Below are 18,785 nucleotides of genomic sequence, written 5' to 3'. Positions count from 1 at the left end.
TCACGATAGACGCGCGAGCTCGGGCTGCGGGGCGGGGGGTGCGACCGGCTCCGGGTGGTAGCCGAGCCGACCGCGGGTGCCGACGAGGACGACCGCCCCCGCGACCACGGCACCCAGCAGCAGCGAGTTCTGGAACATGTCGGGGCCCAGCGTGGGGAACAGGATGTCCGACGGGCCCGACGCGAAGTTGTTGACGCTCACGTGCAGCAGCATCGCCATCGGCAGGCTCTGGCCGGTCCGGTTGAACACCCACGTCATGACCACGTTGAACGCGACGCAGAACGCGACGAACACGAACGGGCGGAACCACGGCACCGCCGTGCCGTCCCACTGGCCCCACGCCGTGAGGAACAGGGGGAGGTGCCACACGCCCCAGAGGACGCCGATGACCACGGCCGCCACGGGTGCGCCCACGAGCCGCTGCATGCGGGGCAGCGCGAAGTCGCGCCAGCCCGGCTCCTCGGCGAGGCCGGTCGTCACCATCTGGAAGATCAGCCCGACGACCATCCCGGCGACCAGGCCCGGCACGACCGTGGCGCTCACGAGGGTCATCTGCCCACCGGTGAGCACCAGGCCCGACAGGATGATCGCCCCCGGGACGCCGAGCAGGATGCCGGCGTACCACTTCCAGCTGACCTTCCAGTTCCACAGGCGGCGCGCCCACGCGCGCAGGCCGGGGCGCCCGTCGGCGATCGCGGTGACGAGCAGGGCGGACCCGATGGGCCCGAGGTACGCGCCGGGCAGCATGCCCAGCAGCTGACCGCCCGAGTCGCCGGGGAACGTGAAGTCCCAGACGCCCAGGCCGTGGTTCGACAGGATGTACGGGATCCACGCGAGCCAGCTCATGCCGAGCGCGAGGACGAAGAACGACAGCAGCGGGTGGCGGCGGACCGGGTCGAGCACACCGCCGCGTGGCTGCGGGGGTGCTGGTGCGGTGACGGTGCTCATCGGAGTCCCTCTCGTCGGAGTCGGTCTGACGTGACCCGACGCTAGGAATCCGGGGGGTGCGGCCGCGCCGGGCGGAGGGACGAAGACCGGCGGTTGCATCGAAGGATGCAGGCGCCCGGTGGACGTGCGGCGCGGTGCACCACGAGCCCCTGCGATGCTGGCGGCATGGTCCTCGAGCACGCGCTGCTGTCCGTCGTCCCGGGCCGGGAGGCCGAGTTCGAGGAGGCGTTCGCGCAGGCCAGGTCGATCATCGCGAGCACGGAGGGCTTCGGCGGCCTGACGCTGTCACGGTGCGTCGAGCGCCCGGGCACGTACCTGCTGCTCGTGACGTGGCGGTCGCTGGAGGACCACACGGTGGGCTTCCGCGGCTCGCCCGGGTACCAGGAGTGGCGCCGTCTGCTGCACCACTTCTACGACCCGTTCCCGGTGGTGGAGCACTACGAGCAGGTGCTCGCGGCTACGCCTCCCGGGCGGTGACCGCATCACCGTCGCCGCTCACCGCAGGTGTCGTCCCCCGCGCGCTCGGCGCTCGTGCGGGCCGACCGATGCGCGGATGTCCCTGGTTCGCGCTCGGTCCGCGTGACGGCGGCCGGACGGTCAGCGCACCTCGACGGTGCCGTCCTCACGGACGTAGATCCTGGTCTCGGCGCAGATCGGCGGGTCGACGGTTCCCAGGACCTGGCCGGTGGTCGTGTCGGTCACCGTGGCGCCGACGTCCACGCACGGGTCGTCCTCTTCCCTGATGGGCTCGCCCTCGTACCGGATGACGTTGCCTTGGCGTGCGGGGATCTCCTGGGGCTCTGCGGCCGAGCCGTCGAACGTCAGGGTGACCGCTGTCCTGCGCTCGTTCACCAGATCGGCCCATCGTGGCGGGGGCGCGTCGTAGACGCAGCCCGTCGTCGTGAGAGCGCAGGTCACCGCGAGCACGACAGCGGACAGGATCTGGCGGGTCGCTGCCGTGCTCGCGGTCATGGGGCTGCTCCACTGGTGGGTGTGGTGGCGCGGTCGGCGAAGCCTCGCGCGGCCAGGGCTACCGCCGGGTGATCGTCACGTCGACGCTGTCGCCAACGTCCTTGCCGAGCGCCGCGCGCACCTTGGCGCTGAGGGACACCATGTGCCCGCCGGTCCCGGTGACCATCGCGCCGACGTTCTCGAGCACCACGTCGTCGACCGTGGCGTCGACGCGCACGGTGCGGCGGGTGCCGAGGAACTCCGCCGACCCGGGGATCTCCACGCAGCTCCACGTCTCGCCCTTGACGTCGACGCCGATGGTCGTGGTGAAGGTCAGCTGCTCGGTGGGCACGCGCGCCAACCTACCGGCCGGCCGGCGCGGCCGACCGCGTCACGGGAGCGACGCACCCGCTCGCGACCCGTCCATGAGCCGCTCGGCACCCGCGACCCGCGCGGTGGCCGTCACGACGGCCCGCCTGCTCAGCAGCCGGCTGAGGACCGTCGCGACAGCGTCACGTCGTCGCGCCGTGGCGCTCGGTGCGGGGCGGCGGCGGTCGAGAGCGCGCAGGACGGCGTCCGCGACCTGCTCGGGGCTCTGGAAGTCGTCGCCGTACTGCGCGGTGCCGATCTGGTCGAAGAACTCGGTGCGGGTCAGGCCCGGGGAGAAGGCCAGGGTGCGGACGCCCGTCCCCCGCAGCTCCCACCACAGGGCCTCGGTGAGGCTGAGGACGAACGCCTTGCTCGCCGCGTAGACGGCCATGCCGGGGATCGGCTGGTAGGCGGCCACGCTGGCGACGTTGACCAGGAACCCCGTGCCCGCGGCGGACAGGGGCCCGACGAACGCGCGCGTGACGTCCACGACGGCACCGACGTTGACGGCGACGAGCGAGGCGAGCTGCGCGGGGTCCTCGTCGGCGAACGCCCCGTCGGTGCCGAACCCCGCGTTGTTGACCAGGCTCGTGACGCGCACCCCGCGCCGGTCGAGCTCGGCCGCGAGGGCGGCACCGGGGTGCGGTGCCGCGAGGTCGAGGCCCACGACCTCGACGCGTGTGCCGTGGGCGTCGCGCAGCTCGGCGGCGAGGTGCTCGAGCCGGTCGACGCGGCGTGCGACGAGGACCAGGTCGGAGCCCCGGGCGGCCAGTCGGCGTGCGAGGGCGGCACCGATCCCGGAGCTCGCGCCCGTGACGATCGTGGTCTGGCTGGAGTAGTCGAGAGCCGTCATGGTGGCACCATAACGCGAATATGACACCGAGTGCCACATCCGCGCCTGCGAGCCGAGCGGCCTAGGATGGGGCCGTGGACACGACGACGGACACCGTCCCGCCCGGGCTGCGGGACCGCACCCGCCGGGCGGTCCGGCAGGAGATCTCCACGGCCGCGATGGACCTCTTCCTGCGGGAGGGGTTCGAGGCCACGACGATCGACCAGATCGTCGAGGCGGCCGGGATCTCCCGCCGGTCCTTCTTCCGCTACTTCGCCACCAAGGAGGACGTCGTCCTCGGGGACCTGCTCGAGCGAGGTCGACGGGTCGCGGCGGAGCTCGCCCGCCGGCCCGTCGAGGAGCCCCCCTGGGAGGCGGTCCGCGCCGCGTTCCTCGCACTGCGGCAGGGCGAGGACGCCTCCTCGCGGGAGTCCGAGCTGACGCTGGGCCGCATGCTGCACGACAGCCCCACGCTGCGGGCGCGCCACCTGGAGAAGCAGCTGGCCTGGCGCGAGCTCCTCGTCCCCGAGCTCGCCGCCCGGCTGCGCGCCGCCGGCGTGAGCGACGCGTCGGCCCAGCACCGCGCCGCCGCGATCGTCGCGACCGCCGTGGTCTGCCTCGACACCGCGTCCGAGACCTGGCTCGCCCTCGACGGCGCCGCGCCCCTCGAGGACCTGTGGGACGAGGCCCTGGCGGCCGTCCGAGGCTGAGGACGCGACGGTCCCCCTGGCGCCGGACGCGCCGGGTCAGGCGTACGAGGCCGTCACGGTCCGGCTCGCACCGTCGAGCGTCATGAGCCCGCCGTACGGGACGATCCACTGCGGCTGCGTGTGACCGAACGGCACCCCGATGCACACGACGGCCCCGGGGTTGTACCGGGCGACCTCCTCGACGACGGCGTCCCGCTGCTCCGCGCGGCGACGTGCCCGCTCGTCGGCGTCGAGGCTCACCTCGAAGCTGGTGACGGGCGGCCGGGCGACGCACACGCCCGCGACGGCCGCCAGCAGGCCGCGCTCGCCCAGCGCGCGCACCCAGCGCCGGACCGTCCCGGCCGACGGCAGCTCCTCGCTGGTCTCCAGCAGCAGGATCGCGCCCTCCAGCGCCGCGGTCGGCGGGAACCGGTCCGCCAGGGCGAGCCAGTCGAGCACCTCGAGGCAGCCGCCCCACGTCCGTCCCGTGACGGCGCGCGCCGGCCCGGCCCACGTCCACGGCTCGGTGGGCGTGCGCACGCCGTGCTCGGTGAGGGCGCGCGGGTCGGACCAGGCGTGGCCCAGGTCCTGCGACTCGCCCGGCTCGGTCAGCGTGAGCGTCTCCCCGGTGAGGAGGGCCGCGCGCAGCGAGGCGCGGTGCACCTCGTCCACCTCGGGGCCCGGCCCCAGGTGCACCTGCGTCGAGCCGCCGTGGAAGCCCGCGACGCCCTGCTGCCACAGCCAGCTCAGCAGGTTCGTGTTGTCGCTGTAGCCGAGGAACGGCTTGGGGTCCGCCCGGACGGCGTCGGCGTCGAGGTGCGGCACGACCGTGATCTGGTCCTCGCCGCCGATCGTCGCCAGCACCGCGCGGATGGACGGGTCGGCGAACGCCGCGTTCAGGTCGCGCGCCCGGTCCTGCGGGGACGCGCCGAGCTGCCGCGTCGTCGGGTACTCCACGGGCACGAGGCCCGTGACGTCGACCAGCCGCCGCATCGCCTGCTCGTGCACGGCCGCGGCGACCGCGGGGGCGGCGAACGACGGCGAGACCACCGCGACGCGGTCACCGGGGACGAGCTTGGGCGGCAGGACGAGGGACGACATCCCCCCATCCAAGCAGGGGCCCCCGCGCCGCGGACGCCGTATCAGCCCACCGCGGCCTGCCTCCTGTGCGCACGTGGGTCGGTGAGGGCCGTCCCGTCGACAGGGGGGTACCGAGATGAACCGCCGCTACTACCGCAAGGACCGGCCGGTCGAGGTCGAGGAGGTCGACACCGTCGTCGCCGTCCGCGTCACCGAGCCGGGCGACGCACCGGGCCCGGTCGGACGCCAGGCCGCGGACGACCGCGCCGACGTCCGCGAGGCCAGCCCTGCGCTCGACGACGACACCCTGGACGCGTTCGCGCGCGCCGGCTGGCACGTCGTGACGTCCGACGCGGCCACGCGCGCGGCCGTCCGGGGCGGGGAGGTCCCCGACGACGCCGACGCGGCCGGCACGCTCGTCGTCAACGAGGACGGCCGCGCCGTCATCGCCACCGACGTGCTGACGGTCCAGCTCGACCCGGCGCTCGACCGCGCCGACGTGGACGCCGCCCTGGCGGCCACCGGCCTGACGGTGCTCACCGAGCTGCGGTTCGCCCCGCACCTGTTCGAGGTGCGCAGCACCACCGGCGACGCCCTGGACGCGTCGGTCGCCCTGCACGACGACCCGCGGTTCGTGTTCGCCGAGCCGTCGTTCGTCGAGCACGTGCCGCAGCGGTTCACGCCGACGGACCCCGAGTACGGCGGCCAGTGGCAGTGGAGCAACACCGGGCAGGCCGGCGGCACCGCCGGGGCCGACGTGTCCGCCGAGGCCGCGTGGGACCACACCCGCGGCGCGGGGATCCGGGTCGCGGTGGTCGACAACGGGTTCGACGCCGCCCACGAGGACCTCGCCGCGGGCGTCGGCGCCGGCTCCGGGTTCTTCTCCGGGGGCGGCCCCGCGACGTTCACCGCGGGCACGGCCGGGATGCCGGGCTCCAACCACGGCACGTTCTGCGCCGGCATGGTCGGCGCCCGCGAGGGCAACGGCCGCGGCGGCGTGGGCGCGGCCCCGCAGGCCGAGCTCATGCTCGTCGCCTGCCTCAACGACCAGGTCGGCACGCAGACCACGCTCGCGCGAGCCATCGCGTACGCGGCCGACCCGTCCCTGGAGGTCCCGGCGGCCGACCCGGCGTCGGGCGCGGACATCATCGTGTCCAGCCTGGGCCCGAACGGCGCGAACTGGGCCCTGACCACGGTGCTCGAGCTCGCCATCGAGGCCTCCGCGGCCAACGGACGCGGCGGGCTGGGCACGGCCATCTTCTGGGCCGCGAGCAACGGCACCAACGTGGACGTGAGCCTCGACCTGGTCGTGTCCCACCCCGACGTGATCGCGGTCGTCCGCTCGACGCGCGACGACCTGGAGGACAACGCCGCGCGCGGGCCCGAGGTCGAGCTCATCGCCCCCGGGGTCGCCGTCGTCAGCTCCAACTCCGGCAACACCTACGGGCCCAGCACCGGCACGTCGTTCGCCGCCCCGTGCGCCGCGGGCTGCGCCGCCCTGGCCCTGTCCGCCGACCCCGACCTCACGCGCGACCAGCTGCGGCAGATCATGCGGGACACCGCCGACCAGGTCGGCGGGGTCGTCTACGACGCGGCGGGGCACAACGACGACTACGGGTTCGGCCGGGTCAACGCGTTCGCCGCCGTGCGCGCCGCCGCCCGGCGGGTCCAGCTCCTCACGCCGCACGTGACGTTCAACGACGTCCCGGAGGACGAGACCACGGCCCGCGCCGTGGTGTGGGAGGTGTCCGGCATCGAGGACCTGACGTTCGAGGTGGTGTCCGGTCCTACGGTCCTGACGGGCCCGGCCGGGTCCTTCTCGCTGCTGCTCGGCCCGTCGGTGACCGTCCCCGCGCCGGGCATCGGCACGACCGCCCACGCGCGCATCTGGCTCACGTACACGGGCACGTCGGCCGGTGACACCGCGACCGGCGAGATCGTGGTCCGCTCCGTGCTGACGGGCGAGGAGTGGACGGTCACGATCTCGGCGAACACCATCGAGCGGCCCACCGCCGCCGTCGTCATGGTGATGGACAAGTCCGGGTCGATGGCCTGGGGCGCCGGCGACGGCCGCACCCGCGTCGAGGTGCTGCGGGAGTCCGCCAACGTCCTGGTGGACCTGCTCAAGCCGGACACCGGCATCGGCGTCGTGCGCTTCGACCACGACGCGGACGTCGCGATGCTCGTCACCGACGCGGGCCCGGAGATCTTCGGTCCCGGACGCGCGCAGGCGGCCGCCGCCGTGGCCTCCCACACCCCGAACGCCGCGGGCGCGACCTCGATCGGCGACGGCGTCGCCTCCGCCGGCACCCTGCTCGACGCGGTGACGACCGACTACGACACCACGGCGATGATCGTCCTCACCGACGGCCAGGAGAACGCCCCGGCGTTCATCGCGGACGTCGCCGGCAGCATCGACGACACGGTGTTCGCGATCGGCCTGGGCGAGGCGTCCGCGATCGACCCGACCAAGCTGGCCGCGCTGACCAACGGCACGGGCGGCTACGTGACGATGACCGGCGTCCTGTCCCCCGACGAGCGGTTCCTGCTCGCCAAGTACTACCTGCAGATCCTGGCCGGGGTCAGCAACGAGCAGATCGTGCTGGACCCCGACGGGTTCGTGCGCCCCGGCGACACCGTCAAGGTGCCGTTCCGGCTGTCCCGGGCCGACGCGGCCACGGACGCGATCCTGCTCACCCCCGCCCCCGGGGTCGTCCGCTACTCCCTGGTGACGCCCGCCGGCGAGACGATCACGCCCGCCACCCCGGGCGTCAGCTACGTGACCGGCGCGAACGTCGCCTACTACCGGCTCTCGCTGCCGTACGTGGACGGCGGGGGCGGCGAGCACTGGGGCGGGGAGTGGACCGCGGTCCTCGAGGTCGACCGGGGCGGCTTCGCCCAGTGGCTCCAGCGCTTGGAGAAGACGGACCACGCCGGCTACAAGGAGGCCGTCACCCACGGCGCCCGCTACGCGGTCGAGGTCCACACCCGGTCGAGCCTGACGTTCACCGCCTCGCTGCACCAGAAGGCGATCGACCCCGGGTCGACCCTGCACCTGGTCGCCCGGCTGGCCGAGTACGACCTGCCCGTGGACGGCGACCGCGCGCGGGTCCGCGCCGAGCTCACCGGCCCCGGCGGCAAGGACGAGATCACGCTCACCTCCACCGGCGGCGGGGTCTTCGAGGCCGACTACGTGGGCAAGCACTACGGCGTGTACCGGTTCCGGGTCGTCGCCGAGGGCCGCTCGCTGCACCGTGAGCGCTTCACGCGTGAGCAGCTGGTCACCGGGTCGATCTACGCACCCCGGCCGCCCGAGGGCGACCCCGAGCCGCCGAAGGACGGCGAGGGCGGCTGCCCGGAGCGTCTCAAGGCGCTCGCCGAGGTGCTGCGGCGCCACCCGAAGATCGCCAAGGCGGTCGACGCCGCGCTGCAGGAGCACGGCACGGACCTGGACAAGGTGCTCGAGTGCCTGCGCAAGGCCGCGGACGGCACCCCGGTGCTGCAGCCGCGTCCCCGGCCCGTCCTCGGGCGCCCGACGCTCGGCCTGGAGCGGGGGCCGCGATGACGGACGGCCCCGACCGGCCGCCCGCGGGCACGCCGGACCCGGCACCGCACGACCACCTCGTGCGGTGCCGGGTCACCGGCGCCGACGCGTCGGCGCTGCGCCGGTTCATCGAGGAGAGCGACGCCGACACCGGGTGCCGGCCCGTCGCCCGCCGCACGCCCGGCGGCCTGGAGACGCTCGTCGAGCTGACCCGCGGGCAGGTGGACGCCGCGCGCGCGAGCCGCGCCGGGCAGGACGTCGTCGTGGAGGAGGTCGAGGACCTCACCGCTACCGAGCCGGCCCGCCGCGCGGAGGTCGGCACCGGGGACCGCTACACCGCCCGCGGGGTGGTCCCCCGCGGGCTCGGACGCAAGGAGTAGCGCCGTGTACCTCAACGTCACCGAGATCGAGTCCGCGCTCGCGGCGCTCGCCGCGGCGTACCCGACGACGAGCGAGCTCGTCGCCACGCCCCACGCGACGCACGAGGGCCGCACCACCCACGTCCTGCGCGTGGGTGCCGGCGGCGCGCACGCGGCCGACGGCATCCTGCTGCTGGGCGGGGTGCACGCGCGCGAGTGGGTCCCGCCGGACGCGCTCGTCGCGTTCGCCGCCGACCTGCTCGAGGCGTACGCGACGGGCACAGGGCTGGGCTACGGGGGCGCGTCGTACGCGGCCGACGACGTCCGCCGCCTCCTGGAGACCCGCAACCTGTTCGTGCTCGCGTGCGTCAACCCGGACGGTCGCGCGCACAGCCAGGCGGTCGCGTCGGGCTGGCGCAAGAACCGCCGCCCCGCGCCGCCCGGGTCCACGGGCGCGAGCTGCGTGGGCGTCGACCTCAACCGCAACTTCGACTTCCTGTGGGACCACCTCGCCCGGTTCGCCCCCGACTCGGGGGTGAGCGCGTCCGCGTCACCGTGCGACGCGAACGTCTACCGCGGGCCGTCGGCCGCGTCCGAGCCCGAGACGCGCGACGTCGTGTGGGTCCTCGACACCTACCCGCGCATCCGCTGGCACGTCGACGTGCACAGCGCCGTGCCGGTGGTCCTGCACTCCTGGGGCTCGGACGAGAACCAGTCGACGACCCCGGGCGACAACTTCCGCAACACCGCGCTCGACCCGGTCCGCGGCCGGGTCGGCGACGGGATCGGCGAGTACCTGACGGCCCGCGACACGCAGGTGGCCGTCGAGCTCGCGACGCGGCTCGACGCCGGCGTCGCCGCCGCGTCCGGGGCGTCGTACGGCGTCGAGCAGGCCATGACGCTCTACCCCACGTCGGGGGCGAGCGACGACTACGCGGTCAGCCGCCACCTCGTCGACCCGGCCCGCACCCAGGTGCACGCCTGGACCGTCGAGTGCGGCACGTCGTTCCAGCCGCCGTACGCGAGCGCCGAGGGCGTGATCCGCGAGGTGTGCTCGGGGCTGCTGGCGTTCGCGCTCGCCGCCCACGAGGTGACCGACGGGCTCTCGGCCGTGCTGCGCACGCCGTCGGTCGCGTTCGTCGACGTCCCCGAGGGGCAGACCACGTCCCGTGCCGTGGTCGTGGACGCGCAGGGCGCCCTGGACGTCCACCTGGAGGTCGTCGCCGGGCCGACCGGGCCGTTCGGTCTGCCCCTGGGCCCGGTGACGACGGTGCCCGCACCCGGGGTCGGCGCCACCACGCCGGGGCGGGTGTGGCTCACGTGGACGGCGGGCGCACCGGGGACCCCCGCGGCGACGGCGTCCGGCTCGGTCACCGTGCGGTGCGTCGAGACCGGGCAGGTCTGGACGGTGCCCGTCACCGCGAGCGCCGTGCCCCGCTCGACCGTGGGCGTCGCGCTCGTGCTGGACCGCTCCGGGTCCATGGCATGGGACGCCGGCGACGGGCGCAGCCGCGTGGAGGTGCTGCGCGAGGCCGCGTCGGTGTTCCTCGAGGTGCTGCCGGCCGAGGACGGCGTGGGCGTCGTGCGCTTCCACCACGACGCCGACACCGCCGCACCGGTGCGGCTCGCGGGTCCCGAGACGTTCGGGCCCGGCCGGGCCGCCGCGCTCGCCGCCGTCGCCGCGCACGTCCCCGACCCGGCGGGCGCCACGTCGATCGGTGACGGCGTGCTGGTGGCCGCGGCCGAGCTCGCGGCCACCGCGGGCGCGTTCGACGCCACCGCCATGCTCGTGCTCACCGACGGCCAGGAGAACGCCCCCGCGTGGCTCGCCGACGTCACGGGCGCCCTCGGCGACCGGGTGTTCGCCGTCGGCCTGGGCGAGCCCGCGGCGGTCGACCCCGCGGCGCTCACCACCCTGGTGGACGGCTCGGGCGGGTGGCTGGCGGTCAGCGGCACGCTCTCGGTGGACGAGCGGTTCCTGCTCGCGCAGTACTTCCTGCAGGTGCTCGCGGGGGTCACGAACCAGCAGATCGTGGTGACCTGACGTGCCCGGGTATCACGGGGGTCCCTGCGGTGCTCTGGCCATCATGGAGACCACCACCAGGGCGGGTGACGCCGCGGGCGACGCGCGCGGTCGGGCAGGCCACGCGGACGCGGCGCGCGAGGTGCCCGGGCCGTCGACCTGGGACGTGGCCGCCACGGCGTTCCGGTCCTGGCGCGACGGCGCACCCGGCGCGATGGACGAGCTGGTCACGGCCATGACGCCCGTCCTGTGGCACGTCGTGCGGGCGTACGGCCTCGAGCGCGGCGACGCGCAGGACGTGGTCCAGACGACGTGGCTGACGCTCGTGCGCCGCGCGGAGTCGATCGCCGACCCGCAGGCCGTCGCGGCCTGGCTCACGACCACGGCCCGGCGCGAGGCGTGGCGCGTCGCCCGGCGCCGGGCCCCCGCGGTCGTCGTGACGGACGACGTGCTCGAGTTCTTCGCCGACCCCACGGACTCCGCCGAGCAGCAGGCCGTGCGGCACGACACGGACGACCTGCTGTGGCGGTGCGTGCGGAGCCTGTCGGAACGCTGCCGCCGCCTGCTGCGCGTCGTCGCCTTCGACGACCGCCCCGACTACGCGCGCATCTCCCGGGACCTGGGGATGGCGGTCGGGAGCATCGGGCCCACGCGCGGCCGCTGCCTGGCACGGCTGCGGCAGACGCTGCTGGCCGCCGGCGGCGCACCGTGACGCCGCAGGAGGAGGACCGCCGGCTGCTGACGCGCCTGCGGGCGATGTGGGAGCGCCGCGACCCGGTGCCGGACGGCCTGGCGCGCTCGGTGCTCGCCGTCCTCGCGACCGAGGGGCTCGACGAGGAGTACGCGATGCTCACGCTGGTCGCCTCGACCGACCGGCTCGCCGGCGTGCGCGGCGGCGTCGAGAGCCGCACGCTCACGTTCGGCTCCGGCGAGGTCACCGTCATGCTGCGCGTCAGCCCGCTCGGCGACCGGCGCCGGCGCCTCGACGGGTGGATCACCCCGTCGGCGGCCTACGACGTGCGGCTCGACCGGCGCGGCGCGGCCGGTGAGGCCGGCGAGCTGCGCACGACCTCGACGCCGCTGGGCCGGTTCGAGATCGCGGACGTCGCCGCCGGGACGGTCACGCTGCGGCTCCTCGCCGTCGCCGCGCAGGTGCCCGCCGACGACGGCGTCGCGCCCCTGTGGCTCACGACACCGCCCCTCACCCTCTAGGAGACCGCATGTCCACGCAACGACCGGACCCCGAGGACGACCGACCCGACGGGCCCGCGTGGTGGCGACGCCACGTCCCGCGGCGACCCCCCGTGGCGGTGCTCGACCCCGGCGCCGACGAGGTGGCCGGGCGGCCCGTCGCGCCCACGGGGTACGTCCCCACGCACCTGCTCGTCTCGACGCTCGTCGACGCCCAGGGCGTCGTCGAGGCGGTCCAGGAGACCGCCAAGGGGCTCGGGTGGGAGGCCGCCCGCGACCCCGCGTACCGCGAGGTGGTGCTCGACGAGCCGGACGAGGACACCGCGGCGCGACGCCGGCGCCTGCCCTGGGCCACGGGCCGGCCCGGGGCGGTACGGCTCGTGCTGCGCGGCTCGGCCGGTGCGCCCGCACCCGACGCGTGGCGGCTGCTGCAGGCGCTGCGGGCGCGGCTGGCGGGCGACCCGCGCCTGCGCGCGGTCGGCCTGGACCACGTCCTGACGGTCGGTGCGGGGATCAGCGCCAACCCCTTCCACTCGACCAACCCGTTCCACTCCACCAACCCGTTCCACTCGACGAACCCGTTCCACTCCACCAACCCGTTCCACTCGACCAACCCGTACGCGGCCGGCGGCGGGGCGTGCGCCACGTACGGCGCGGCCGGCAGCGGGGGGCTGCAGCCCGTCGCCGTCGTCGCGGCACCGCCCGCCCGGCACGCGAAGGTCACGGGCCGCCGACCCGTCGTCGCGCTGCTGGACACCGGGTGCGGCGACCACCCGTGGCTCGGGCACGTCAACACCCTGCCCGTGCCCGGCCCGCCGATCGGGCACACGACCGCGCACGACGACCCGGAGCGGCACCCCGACCAGCACGGGCCGCTCGACGGTGCGCTCGACCGGGTGGCCGGGCACGGCACGTTCATCGCCGGGCTGGTGCACCAAGCCGCACCGGACGCGGACGTGCTGGCGTGGCGCGTCGTCGGGTCCGACGGCGCGCTGCTGGAGTCCGAGCTGGTCGCGGCGCTGACCGCCGTCGCGGACCTCGTGCTGCACCACGCCGCAGGGCGACCGGACGGGCTGCCCGTCGACGTGCTCAACCTGTCCATGGGGTACTACCACGAGACCCCGTACGACGCGCTGTTCGACGTCACGCTGTACGAGCTGCTCGCGTCGATGGGGCGCTGCGGGACCGTCGTCGTCTGCTCGGCCGGCAACGACGCGACCGACCGGCCGATGTTCCCCGCCGCGTTCGCGCCGTGGGACCCGGCCCGCACCGCGCCGGGCGACGTCGACCCGCTCCCGGGACGCGACCCCGACGCGGTGCCGATCACGACCGTGGGCGCCCTCAACCCGGACGGGACCGACGCGCTGTTCACCAACGACGGCCCCTGGGTGCGGGCCCGTGCGCGCGGTGCCGCCGTCGTCAGCACCATGCCCGCGTTCGCCGGCGGGGCCGAGCCGCTCGCGCGGACCACCCACCGGGGTCGGCCCCGCGCCACCGTCGACCCCGACGGGTTCGGCGGCGGGTTCGCCGTGTGGAGCGGCACCTCGTTCGCCGCCCCGGTGGTGGCCGGGCAGGTCGCGCACCGGCTGCTGGGCGAGCTGCGCGAGGGTGCCGCGCCGCCGCGCGAGCAGGCCCGCGAGCGCGCGCTCCGGGCGCTGCACCTGGAGCCGCCGCCCGGCGGGTGACGAGTGGGACGATCAGGGCATGCTCACCGCCCGCGAGCTCTACGACCGTGGGGTCGCCCACGGCAACGCGGGCCGGCACGCGCGCGCCGAGCAGTGCCTCGCGCAGGCCGCGCGCCGCACGACCGACCCCGACCTCGCGGCCCGCATCGAGGGCACCCGCGCGTACCTGAGCGCCGAGACCGGCGACCCGCAGGAGGCGCTCGCGCGGTGCCGGGCCGCGCTCGCCACCGCCGGGCCGAGCCCGCACACGCGGGCCGTCCTCGTCAGCCAGATCGGGCTCGTCGAGCTGCGGCGCGGCCACGTCGACGCGGCGCTCGAGCACCTGACCGCGGCGACGGCCGCACTCGCCGACGACCCCGCCCGCCTGGGGCGGGTGCTGCTCAACCGCGGCCTCGCCCACCTGGACCAGGGCGACGTCGCCCACGCCGAGGACGACTTCACCGAGGCCGCCACGCAGCTCGCACGCAGCGCCGAGCCCGTCGAGCAGGCCAAGGCGCAGCACAACCAGGGGTACGCCGCGCTGGTACGTGGCGACCTCGTCGGCGCGCTACGGCTCATGGAGCAGGCACGGGGCGTGCTCGTGGCGCTGTCACCCGTCGCGCTGGCAGTGTGCGACACGGACCGCGCCGCGGTGCTGCGCGCCGCCGGGGAGAGCGCCGAGGCCGCGGCACTGCTCACCGACGTCGTCGACGTCTTCCGGCGCCGGCGGCTGCGGCAGGCGCAGGCGGAGGCCGAGCTGGCGCTCGCCGACGCGCTGCTCGCCGTGGACCCCGGCGCCGCGGCGGTGTCCGCGGCGCGGGCCGCGCGCCGGTTCCGCGAGCGCGGCAACGAGCTCGGCGCGCTGCGGGCCGACGCGTGCGCGGTCAGCGGTGAGGTCCTCGCGCTCGCGGCCGCACCGGGTGGGCCGTCGCCGCCCCGGGGCCGACGCCCCGGGCGCGCGGCGGCGACGGCCGACCGCGCGGAGGCCACGGCCCGCGCACTGGCGGCCCGCGGCCTGGGCGTCGAGGCCGCCGCGGTCCGGCTGCAGGCGGCGCGGCTCGCGCTGCTGACCGGCCGGCTCGGCGACGCCCGCGCGCGCGTGCGCGGCGCACGCGTACCGGCCTCCGCACCGATCCCGGTGCGTCTGCTGGCGTCGGAGGTGCGGGCCGAGCTGGCGTGGGCGCAGGGGCGGCGGTCCCGCGTGCTGGTGCACGCGGCGACGGGGGTCGAGGAGCTGGAGCGGTGGCTGCGGACGTTCGGGAGCATCGACCTGCAGGCGGGGGCCGCGGTGCGGGGCCGGACCCTCGTGCTGCACGGCCTGCGGGCCGCGGTCGCCGACGGTGACCCGCGGCGCGTGTTCGAGTGGTCGGAGCGTGCGCGGAGCCTCGCGAGCCGCGTCGTGCCGCTGCGGCCGCCGCCGGACCCTGCGGTCGCCGCGCGGCTCACCGAGCTGCGCCGGCTGCGGCTGCTCGGCGGTGGGGTGCCGGACGCCCGGCGCGAGGCAGACCTGCGCGACGCGGTCCGGCGGCGCACGTGGGCGCGCGAGGGTGCGCCCGGCACGGGTGCGGGTGCAGCGGGTGCAGGCGCGGGTGCGCTCGTCACGCTCGACGCCGTGCGGGCCGAGCTCGCGGCGACCGGTGCCGACCTGGTCGCCCACGTGTGGTCGGACGGCCGGCTGACCGCCCTGGTGGTGTCCGACGACGTCCACGTCGTCGACGTGGGCGCCTGGGCGCCCGTCGGGGCCCTGCTCGACGGTCTGCTGCCCGACCTCGACATGGCGGGGGCCGACCTGCCCCCCGCGATGGCGGCCGCCGTCCGCGCGTCCCTCGACGAGCGGCTGGCCCACCTGGACGCGCTCCTCGTGGCGCCCCTGCGCCACCTGCTGCGGCACGGCCGCCTGGTCCTGACGCCGACGGCTGCGCTGGCCCGCGTGCCGTGGGAGATGCTCGGCTCCCTCGCGGAGGTCGCGGTCACGCGGCCGACGTCGGCGGGTCGCTGGCTCGAGCAGCGGGCGGCGGTGGTCGGGTCGGGCGTGGTCGGCTCGGCGGGCGGCGGGCGGGCTGGGTTCGCGGCGGGGCCCGGTGTCGCGCGGGCCGCGGACGAGGTGCGGGCGTGCGCCGCCGGCTGGCCGGGGGCGCGCGTGCTCGTCGGGGCGGCGGCCACGGCGGCCGCCGTGGCCGACCTGGCCGGGTCCGTCGACGTGCTGCACGTCGCCGCCCACGGCCGCCACGCCGTGGAGAACCCCCTGTTCTCCGCGTTCGAGCTGGCCGACGGCCCGTGGTTCGGCTACGACATCGACGCGCTCGACCGGGTCCCCGCGGTCGTGGTGCTCTCGGCGTGCGAGCTGGGGCGCTCCGCGAGCGCGTGGGGACGCGAGGCCCTCGGCATGGCGCAGGCGTGGCTCCACGCCGGGGCCCGCTGCGTCGTCGCCGCCGGGGCGAGCCTCAACGACGACGTCGCGTGCGAGCTGCTGGCGGCGGTGCACCGCGAGCTGGTGGCCGGGGTCCCGGCCGCGGAGGCCCTGCGTGACGCGTCGGCCGCGCTGGGCGCACGCACCCCCGTCGCCGTCCACGGCACCGGGTGGTGACGCCAGGGCGAGCGACCTCACGAGCGTGGTGACGAGGAGGCGGTCGGTGCGGCGACGGAGCCCGACGGCCCCGTCGACGCCGTCCTGGCCGGTGGGGGCCGTCCGGGTGACGGGCCCACCCGCGGCGCCGGTGCGCGGGTAGCGTCCGCTCCTGGACGAGGGGGCGAGGGGGCGAGCGCGATGACGGCTGGGGCGACCGGTGCGCTGGACGACGGGCGTGGGCAGGACGCGTCCACGCCGCTGTTCCCGGACCGTGGGCGTCGCCCGGTCGGTCCGTGGTCGACCATGCTCCTGGTGATCCACAGCGTCGCCTGCCTCGCAGCCGGAGGCATGACCGTCGTGGGCGTGCACCTGACCGTCCAGCAGGTCGTCGCGCTGCGGTCCGCGCCGGACGACAGCCGGATCGAGCTGCTCGGTGTCGCGCTCGCCGCCGGCACGGCCCTGCTCGGCGGCGCGCTCCTGGCGGTCACCGCCGTCCTCGTCGTGCTCACGGTGGTGGGACGCAGACGCGCGGCGCAGGGGCGGACCCGCCTGCTGTTCGGGGTGTCGGTCGCGGGCTCGGTCCTCGCGGTGCTCGCCGTGCTGCCCACCACGGCCGACCCGGCGTACGTGGCGTTCCTCGGTGTGCTGGTGGGGCCCTACCTCGTGGCCACCGTCGGCACCGCGGTGGTCACCCGTCCCTGACCGGGCCGTCGGGCAGCGGTGGGGTCACCGGGCGGCGAGCAGCTGCTCCCGCAGGATGTCCGCGTGCCCGCTGTGGTGCGCGTACTCCTTGAGCACCTGCAGGTGCACGAACCGCAGGCTCACCGGGGCGCCGCGTCCGGTGACGACGTCGTCGAGCGACCGACCGGCCACGCCGGCCCGCGACGCCTCGACCACCCGTGCGTGCGCCGCGACCAGCGTCTGCGCGGTGTCGCCGCGACGCAGGACGAACGAGCGGTCGGGCGTCGACGCCACCCCCAGCGCCGTGAGCGGGGCGCCCGTCACCGCGTGCTGGAACCAGAACGCCTCGACGTAGGTGAGGTGCCGGAGCAGGCCGAGCAGGGTGGTCCTCGACGGCACGAGGCGGCGACGCACCTCGTCGGCGTCGAGCCCGTCCAGCGTGCGCGGGAACGACACGCGGTAGCCGTCGAGGAACGTGCCGAGCAGGGTGCGCTCGTCATCCGGCTGCATGGTCGACGAGCGTAGCCCGCAGCCCTCGACGGGGACGCGGCGCGTCGCACCGCCCCCGTGCGGACGCGGGCGGTGCGACGACGCTCGCTCAGGGCGTGACGGTCGCCGGCCGCCGTCGCAGCAGTGCCAGCGCGCCGCCCGCGAGGAGCACGAGACCCACTGCTGAGCGCACACCGGCCGCGTCGTCGGCCGCACCGCCCGCACCGTCGGCGGCGATGGTCTGGACCCCCGGGTCGTGCGCCTCCTGCACCATGGCCTGGAGACCGGCTTCGTCGGCGACGTCGGTGAGGAAGGTGACGGCGGACCGGGAGACCGCCTCGACGTCACCGCCCTCGGCGACCTCGAGCAGGCCGCCGAGCTGCGGGTCCTGGAGCACGTCGCCCTCGACGCCCTCGGAGAGGACCGCGCCGGCGCTGGCGTCGTCGTCCAGGTAGGAGAACCGGACCTCACCCGCGGACTCGACGGCTGCGATGGTCCCGACCACCGCCCCGTCGCGGACCAGCGGGGCGACCCACTCCCCGTCGAACGCCACCGGGTCGACGGACTCGCCCTCGACGAACCCCTCGCTCCACCGGTGCAGCGGCACCGGCTCACCGACCGAGTAGACGCCCGCCCGGGCCGCCCGGGCCGCGATGTCCACCGAGCCGCCGAGGACGTCCGCCGCGACGGCCGGCGCGTCCTGCGCGAACCAGGTCGCGACCGCCGGCGGGACCTCCTGCGCCGCGGCGGGTGACGCACCGACCACCCAGGTCAGCGCCAGCCCCAGCCCGAGGACCCCTGCCGTCCGTGACCGCACACCCATCGTCGTCCTCACTTCTTCGTCAGGTAGATCAGGCCGGTGCCCGTCGACCACGACGAGTTCGACACGTACGTGGCCCACTCCCGTGACGTCGTGGTGCCGGTGCCCGGGTCGACGTACGAGACGCCGTTGGAGTAGCCCGTGTCGTAGTAGCCGCGGATGACGTGGGCGTGCCCGCCACCGGACTTCCAGATGATCGAGCTGTACACGGGGCGGTTGGTCTTCATCTCCGCGACCACCGTCGCCCAGTCGAGCTTGCGCTCCGTGCCCGGGTTCACGCCGTTGGCGTTGAGGGCGTTCATCACGTTGGACTTGGTCCCCGTCACGTTGGCGCAGGTCGAGGTGTTCTTGCCGTTCTTCACCAGCGTGCACTGGGAGACGACCTTGCCGGTCTGGAACTTCACGATCGTCTTGGACGCCGCGGCCCAGCACCAGTTGGATTCCTCCTGCTTGTACGGCGTCACGCTCAGCACCTTCTCCACACCGTGGGAGACACCCGGAGCGACGAGCACGAGGCCGGCGGCGACGGCCAGCGAGGCGAGCAGGGTGTGTCGCGACGGCGAGATCCGTCTCATG

The 18,785-nt window shown here is 75.8% G+C and carries 18 protein-coding genes; 10 read left to right on the top strand and 8 right to left on the bottom strand.

The features are described from left to right. Complete coding sequence (locus tag Cph01nite_RS04910; protein ID WP_203671685.1) at positions 1-948, bottom strand: CPBP family intramembrane glutamic endopeptidase; 948 nt, start codon at positions 946-948, stop codon at positions 1-3. Positions 949-1,113: 165 nt separating this feature from the next. On the opposite strand from Cph01nite_RS04910, the gene Cph01nite_RS04905 reads away from it, so the two are divergent. Further along, positions 1,114-1,425: an antibiotic biosynthesis monooxygenase family protein gene (locus Cph01nite_RS04905; RefSeq protein WP_203671683.1), complete on the top strand. Its 312-nt coding sequence runs from the start codon at positions 1,114-1,116 to the stop codon at positions 1,423-1,425. Positions 1,426-1,545: 120 nt separating this feature from the next. On the opposite strand, the gene Cph01nite_RS04900 is transcribed toward Cph01nite_RS04905, so the two are convergent. From Cph01nite_RS04900 to Cph01nite_RS04890, 3 genes are read right to left on the bottom strand one after another with little or no spacing between them, the layout of a single operon-like run. After that, positions 1,546-1,920: a hypothetical protein gene (locus Cph01nite_RS04900; protein WP_203671681.1), complete on the bottom strand. Its 375-nt coding sequence runs from the start codon at positions 1,918-1,920 to the stop codon at positions 1,546-1,548. A 58-nt stretch (positions 1,921-1,978) separates the two neighbouring features. Next, a complete protein-coding gene (locus Cph01nite_RS04895) occupies positions 1,979-2,251 on the bottom strand; it encodes a DUF1905 domain-containing protein (protein WP_203671679.1) in 273 nt (90 codons plus the stop codon). A 39-nt stretch (positions 2,252-2,290) separates the two neighbouring features. Further along, complete coding sequence (locus Cph01nite_RS04890) at positions 2,291-3,121, bottom strand: SDR family NAD(P)-dependent oxidoreductase (RefSeq protein ID WP_203671677.1); 831 nt, start codon at positions 3,119-3,121, stop codon at positions 2,291-2,293. Positions 3,122-3,195: 74 nt separating this feature from the next. Here Cph01nite_RS04890 and Cph01nite_RS04885 point away from each other — a divergent pair, with 74 nt between their 5' ends. Then, a complete protein-coding gene (locus tag Cph01nite_RS04885) occupies positions 3,196-3,810 on the top strand; it encodes a TetR/AcrR family transcriptional regulator (RefSeq protein WP_203671674.1) in 615 nt (204 codons plus the stop codon). Positions 3,811-3,846: 36 nt separating this feature from the next. Here the strand turns inward: Cph01nite_RS04885 and Cph01nite_RS04880 are convergent, their stop codons facing one another. Further along, positions 3,847-4,890 carry a S66 family peptidase gene (locus Cph01nite_RS04880; RefSeq protein WP_203671672.1) on the bottom strand — a complete coding sequence of 348 codons (1,044 nt, stop codon included), beginning with the start codon at positions 4,888-4,890 and terminating at the stop codon, positions 3,847-3,849. Positions 4,891-5,005: 115 nt separating this feature from the next. On the opposite strand from Cph01nite_RS04880, the gene Cph01nite_RS04875 reads away from it, so the two are divergent. From Cph01nite_RS04875 to Cph01nite_RS04840, 8 genes are all read left to right on the top strand, one after another. Next, positions 5,006-8,434: a S8 family serine peptidase gene (locus Cph01nite_RS04875; protein WP_203671670.1), complete on the top strand. Its 3,429-nt coding sequence runs from the start codon at positions 5,006-5,008 to the stop codon at positions 8,432-8,434. Continuing rightward, positions 8,431-8,793 (top strand): hypothetical protein, encoded by a 363-nt coding sequence (locus tag Cph01nite_RS04870; protein ID WP_203671668.1) that lies wholly within the window; start codon positions 8,431-8,433, stop codon positions 8,791-8,793. The genes Cph01nite_RS04875 and Cph01nite_RS04870 overlap by 4 nt, the downstream gene beginning before the upstream one ends. Positions 8,794-8,797: 4 nt before the next feature. Continuing rightward, positions 8,798-10,816 (top strand): M14 family zinc carboxypeptidase, encoded by a 2,019-nt coding sequence (locus Cph01nite_RS04865; RefSeq protein ID WP_203671666.1) that lies wholly within the window; start codon positions 8,798-8,800, stop codon positions 10,814-10,816. A gap of 43 nt (positions 10,817-10,859) precedes the next feature. Beyond that, a complete protein-coding gene (locus tag Cph01nite_RS04860) occupies positions 10,860-11,507 on the top strand; it encodes an RNA polymerase sigma factor (protein WP_203671664.1) in 648 nt (215 codons plus the stop codon). Further along, a complete protein-coding gene (locus tag Cph01nite_RS04855) occupies positions 11,504-12,007 on the top strand; it encodes a hypothetical protein (RefSeq protein ID WP_203671663.1) in 504 nt (167 codons plus the stop codon). Before Cph01nite_RS04860 ends, Cph01nite_RS04855 begins: the two co-directional genes overlap by 4 nt. An 8-nt stretch (positions 12,008-12,015) precedes the next feature. Next, positions 12,016-13,671, top strand: coding sequence for a S8 family peptidase (locus Cph01nite_RS04850; protein ID WP_203671661.1), 1,656 nt, complete (start codon positions 12,016-12,018; stop codon positions 13,669-13,671). 19 nt (positions 13,672-13,690) lie between these two features. Further along, positions 13,691-16,237 carry a CHAT domain-containing protein gene (locus Cph01nite_RS04845; protein ID WP_203671659.1) on the top strand — a complete coding sequence of 849 codons (2,547 nt, stop codon included), beginning with the start codon at positions 13,691-13,693 and terminating at the stop codon, positions 16,235-16,237. 180 nt (positions 16,238-16,417) lie between these two features. Next, positions 16,418-16,921, top strand: coding sequence for a hypothetical protein (locus tag Cph01nite_RS04840; RefSeq protein WP_203671657.1), 504 nt, complete (start codon positions 16,418-16,420; stop codon positions 16,919-16,921). 24 nt (positions 16,922-16,945) lie between these two features. On the opposite strand, the gene Cph01nite_RS04835 is transcribed toward Cph01nite_RS04840, so the two are convergent. From Cph01nite_RS04835 to Cph01nite_RS04825, 3 genes are all read right to left on the bottom strand, one after another. Continuing rightward, positions 16,946-17,410 (bottom strand): DinB family protein, encoded by a 465-nt coding sequence (locus Cph01nite_RS04835; RefSeq protein WP_203671655.1) that lies wholly within the window; start codon positions 17,408-17,410, stop codon positions 16,946-16,948. Between the two features lie 88 nt (positions 17,411-17,498). Further along, positions 17,499-18,212, bottom strand: coding sequence for a hypothetical protein (locus Cph01nite_RS04830; RefSeq protein ID WP_203671653.1), 714 nt, complete (start codon positions 18,210-18,212; stop codon positions 17,499-17,501). An 8-nt stretch (positions 18,213-18,220) separates the two neighbouring features. Beyond that, a complete protein-coding gene (locus Cph01nite_RS04825; protein ID WP_203671651.1) occupies positions 18,221-18,784 on the bottom strand; it encodes a papain-like cysteine protease family protein in 564 nt (187 codons plus the stop codon). Position 18,785 lies beyond the last annotated feature (1 nt).

Source organism: Cellulomonas phragmiteti (genome assembly GCF_016862775.1).
GTDB lineage: Bacteria > Actinomycetota > Actinomycetes > Actinomycetales > Cellulomonadaceae > Cellulomonas > Cellulomonas phragmiteti.
The sequence above is the reverse complement of the archived record's forward strand: the minus strand, read 5'-3'. Positions and strand labels throughout refer to the sequence as shown.

What these genes read in the sequence shown, in the direction of transcription:
- Cph01nite_RS04910 (WP_203671685.1), bottom strand. Translation starts at nt 948, where the DNA reads ATGAGCACCGTCACCGCACCAGCACCCCCGCAGCCACGCGGCGGTGTG.
- Cph01nite_RS04905 (WP_203671683.1), top strand. Translation starts at nt 1,114, where the DNA reads ATGGTCCTCGAGCACGCGCTGCTGTCCGTCGTCCCGGGCCGGGAGGCC.
- Cph01nite_RS04900 (WP_203671681.1), bottom strand. Translation starts at nt 1,920, where the DNA reads ATGACCGCGAGCACGGCAGCGACCCGCCAGATCCTGTCCGCTGTCGTG.
- Cph01nite_RS04890 (WP_203671677.1), bottom strand. Translation starts at nt 3,121, where the DNA reads ATGACGGCTCTCGACTACTCCAGCCAGACCACGATCGTCACGGGCGCG.
- Cph01nite_RS04880 (WP_203671672.1), bottom strand. Translation starts at nt 4,890, where the DNA reads ATGTCGTCCCTCGTCCTGCCGCCCAAGCTCGTCCCCGGTGACCGCGTC.
- Cph01nite_RS04875 (WP_203671670.1), top strand. Translation starts at nt 5,006, where the DNA reads ATGAACCGCCGCTACTACCGCAAGGACCGGCCGGTCGAGGTCGAGGAG.
- Cph01nite_RS04870 (WP_203671668.1), top strand. Translation starts at nt 8,431, where the DNA reads ATGACGGACGGCCCCGACCGGCCGCCCGCGGGCACGCCGGACCCGGCA.
- Cph01nite_RS04860 (WP_203671664.1), top strand. Translation starts at nt 10,860, where the DNA reads ATGGAGACCACCACCAGGGCGGGTGACGCCGCGGGCGACGCGCGCGGT.
- Cph01nite_RS04850 (WP_203671661.1), top strand. Translation starts at nt 12,016, where the DNA reads ATGTCCACGCAACGACCGGACCCCGAGGACGACCGACCCGACGGGCCC.
- Cph01nite_RS04845 (WP_203671659.1), top strand. Translation starts at nt 13,691, where the DNA reads ATGCTCACCGCCCGCGAGCTCTACGACCGTGGGGTCGCCCACGGCAAC.
- Cph01nite_RS04840 (WP_203671657.1), top strand. Translation starts at nt 16,418, where the DNA reads ATGACGGCTGGGGCGACCGGTGCGCTGGACGACGGGCGTGGGCAGGAC.
- Cph01nite_RS04835 (WP_203671655.1), bottom strand. Translation starts at nt 17,410, where the DNA reads ATGCAGCCGGATGACGAGCGCACCCTGCTCGGCACGTTCCTCGACGGC.
- Cph01nite_RS04830 (WP_203671653.1), bottom strand. Translation starts at nt 18,212, where the DNA reads ATGGGTGTGCGGTCACGGACGGCAGGGGTCCTCGGGCTGGGGCTGGCG.
- Cph01nite_RS04825 (WP_203671651.1), bottom strand. Translation starts at nt 18,784, where the DNA reads ATGAGACGGATCTCGCCGTCGCGACACACCCTGCTCGCCTCGCTGGCC.